This is a genomic window from Pseudoalteromonas sp. BSi20495, from assembly GCF_000241185.1.
Classification (GTDB): Bacteria; Pseudomonadota; Gammaproteobacteria; order Enterobacterales; family Alteromonadaceae; genus Pseudoalteromonas; species Pseudoalteromonas fuliginea.
This window is the reverse complement of sequence record NZ_BADY01000156.1, coordinates 1-3645: the sequence shown is the minus strand read 5'-3', so window position 1 is coordinate 3645 and position 3645 is coordinate 1. Positions and strand designations below refer to the sequence as shown.

The 3645-nt window shown below is 39.3% G+C and carries 2 protein-coding genes and 1 pseudogene; all 3 read left to right on the top strand.

The window, feature by feature from the left end; genetic code table 11:
• The first annotated feature begins 262 nt into the window (after positions 1–262).
• The 3 genes and pseudogenes from P20495_RS03155 to P20495_RS03165 all read left to right on the top strand — a co-directional run bounded on the left by P20495_RS03155 (position 263) and on the right by P20495_RS03165 (position 3304).
• A pseudogene (locus P20495_RS03155) lies at positions 263–1361 on the top strand (Fic family protein).
• Positions 1362–1682: 321 nt separating this feature from the next.
• Entirely contained in the window at positions 1683–2168 is a 486-nt protein-coding gene (locus P20495_RS03160) for a hypothetical protein (protein WP_008138614.1), read from the top strand.
• A gap of 2 nt (positions 2169–2170) precedes the next feature.
• Entirely contained in the window at positions 2171–3304 is a 1134-nt protein-coding gene (locus tag P20495_RS03165) for a DUF1570 domain-containing protein (RefSeq protein ID WP_008138612.1), read from the top strand.
• Positions 3305–3645: the final 341 nt, after the last annotated feature.

Below are 3645 nucleotides of genomic sequence, written 5' to 3'. Positions count from 1 at the left end.
CTTTAGGCATGTACAAGGTTGTGGCGATAAAGCCCATTTATAAATTAAAAGCTGCGCTTTTCACGCAAGCAAGCTTTGCGTCTACAGGTGTTAGGTGAGCGTTAAGGTTATATAAGCCAAAGCGCGATGTAAAATCGCTTGTTTATTTCTTCTCTGTGTAGCGCTTAAAAGTAATGAGGCAATTAACTCAATTATTCGCCTCATTGTATGAGGCGAATAATTGACGTAGACTGAAGCTAATTAATTTTAGGACATAAAGACTATGTGGATATGGCAACAGCAAAACTGGCCAAACTTTACGTGGGATGATGCGGCGCTTGCTCCTTTGCTAAGGGAGCTTTCATATAATCAAGGTTTATTAGTAGGGCGTATGGGCGTGCAAACTGCTCATCAAAAGCAGCAGGCCCTTGATACCTTACTTGCAAATATTATTCACTCCAGTGCGATTGAGGGCGAAAAACTTAATGCATTTTCGGTTCGCTCTTCACTTGCAAAAAAGCTCAATATTGATGAGCAGCCTTACCCAACAACTGTGCAAAGCGATAATCTTGCAGAGATTATGCTTGATGCGATAAATAACACAGACTCAGCGCTTAATTTAGAGCGAGTGCTTAATTGGCATCGCTTATTGTTTTCAGGTGAGCAAAGCTTGTTTACTAAAATTGAAGGCGGGCAATTGCGTGGTGACGAGCCTATGCAAGTAGTGTCGGGGCGCTTAGATAAACCGATATTACATTTTACAGCGCCTCCTAAAGAGCGAGTAAATAAAGAGCTTTCACTATTTTTTAACTGGTTTAACAAAGCGCAAAATGAACCTCAAATAGACCCTTTTATTCGGGCAGCTATCGCACACTTATGGTTTGTAACAATACATCCACTTGAGGATGGTAATGGGCGTATTACACGGCTTATAACCGACCTGGCATTAGCGCAAGAACATGCTGAGTCAATTCGGTTTTACGCTATGTCGGTGGCTATTTTAGAAGACAGAAAAAGCTACTACGAAGTGCTTGAAGCAACTCAGCGTGGAGAGCTTTGTATTACAAAGTGGATTAAGTGGTTTTTACGTACGCTCAATAATGCGATACACCATACGCTTAATAATATTGAGCAAACAATTTTTAAAACCAATTACTGGGCAAGTAAAGATCAAACAAAGTTAGGTGAGCAGCAAGTAAAAGTGCTTAATAAGTTACTCGATGGCCAATTTGAACAGGGTATTAGTGCGAGTCAGTATCAAAAAGTGGCTAAGGTTAGCCGTGCAACCGCAACACGCCATTTATCGGACTTGCAAACGCTTGGATTCATTAAAAAAAACTGCCGCAGGTGGGCGTAGTACACGTTACAAGGTTGTCCAATGAGGCAATTAAACACCTATTCACCTCGCCATGTGAGGCGAATAGGGGTTTTAATTGTTGTAGGTGCAGTTTTATACCTCGCATGGTGTTTTTGTTAAAGCCAAGACCAAAGCGCGATGTAAAATCGCACCTACGGTTTCGTTGAGAGTGTTGTTTAAATTATTGTAGGTGAGGTTTTATACCTCGTGGGCGCTTTATTAAAGCCAAGGCTAATGTGAACTCCCACCCATAGCTTTAATTTTTGCTTTTTTGATTAGTAATGTTGATGTGTTTTTTCACATTTATAGGTACACTCTTTTAAAGTTTTAATTCAGGGAATGAATAATGATTAAATGGATCTTACTAATTTTAACCACAGTATTTACTACAAAACTATATGCTGATGAGGCCTACTTCCAAACTCGTTGCGATAGCATTAAAAAAGAACGCGAAACTATTCGGTCTAGGTTTAGACATGGATACAGTATTAAAGAAGGCGAGTATTTAACCTCACGCGATAAATTCTTATTTACCCAGCTTGCTAATCACTGCAGTAAGCCTAAAAAGAGAGGTAGCGCTTATCAGGCTACTTCTTCTACCTCAACTCGTACGCCTAATAGCAATTGGCTACTCAATCAAAAAGTATCAAACATGTCTTTGCACAGCGATAGCTATAAAGATGCTGCTAAGCTTGATGCTTGGTCAACATTTTATAAACTACCTAAACGTTGCCGTAAAAAAGGGATAGGGTCGGCCGACTTTGTGTGGTGCAGCGAATATAGGGGGAAGCAAAAAGATCTTTTTGAAGCACAGTGGAAAGAGCACCCATAAATATGTTTAAAACTAAATTACGCGTGGTGTTTGTATTTTTTGTGCTGCTAATTGCGTCGGCACTTATTGCTAATCATTTTACTGGACGGGTATTTAATTATAGTGACCCAATTGGTGAGGTTAAACGCATATATAACTATCTAGCATCGCAAATAGTTACTGAGCCTTTAAGTACAAAACGGCCCGAAAAAGTAAGCACAACGACATTGCAACATACGTTAGTATCTGCCGATAATCACTTATCACAAGTTAACAATACGCGTTGCGTAGATGTATCGTTAGGTGAGGTTAAATATAAACGTAATGGCGATATATTTACGTGGACCGACAGTGAGGGCGTTCCTCATTTTAGTGATAAAAAGCCTGACTTTGCAGTAGCAACTTACAATCCTGATTTTGTTGAATCGCTAGATTATTTTGATCTTACTTTAAATACACCTAATTTACCGTCGTCATTTAATCAAGAGTTGCGCATTAAGCTCAATACGGTATTTAAGGCGTATGGCCAAGTAATTGGTGTGCATGCGCTTAAAAAGGTGAAACTAAACCTAACGGTTTTGGCTACTCGCAGTGCTTACGAGTCGGCAATAAAGCATCGCGGTGGTGACCCTAAAAACACTGCGGGTATGTATTTTCACGGGAGTAATTCTGCTTTTATTCATTATGATAATGGACAAAGTGCAATGCGTACGTCGGTTCATGAAGCGGTGCACGCCATAAATAAGGCTGTATTGGGTTACACACCAAGATGGCTAAATGAAGGGTTTGCGGAGTACTTTGAGCTGACTAAAAATAATATGCAAACAGGTATTGTTGAACCAAATAGATCGTGGACAAAGAATAACAATATTACTAAAAGTGTATTTACAATTAATTGGTTAATCGGCTTAGAGGATACGTGGAGAAAAGGCGATAACAGCAAACTTTATGCAAGTAGTTGGGCTGCTATTTATTTTTTAATGGATACACAAGCAGGTAGAGCTTTACTAAAAAATATAATGCTTACTGAGCAACAATCACCGTGTAGCAAGTTGTCTGCAAAAAAGTTAAAAAAAATGCTGTATACGCAATTACCAAATCTTAAGCGTGAGTATTCTCAGTGGTTAAAAATGCCTTTTAGGGCTCATAATTTTTAACCTGTCTGTATATTGATGAGGTTAATGAGCGGATTAGGGTTATTTATGCGTTATTCATAGTAATTTGAAATTAAAACCAAAGCGCGATGTAAAATCGCACCTACGCTTTGTTGAGCGCGGTGTTTGCATTGTTGTAGGTGAGATTTTATACCTCGCATGGTGTTTTATTGAAACCAAGAACAAAGCGCGATGTAAAATCGCACCTACGCTTTTGTTGAGAGTGGTGTTTGTATTGTTGTAGGTGAGGTTTTATACCTCGCATGGTGTTTAGGCATGCACAAGGTTGTAGCGAATAAACCCATCTACAAATTAAAAGCTGCGCTTTTCACGCAAGCAAGCTT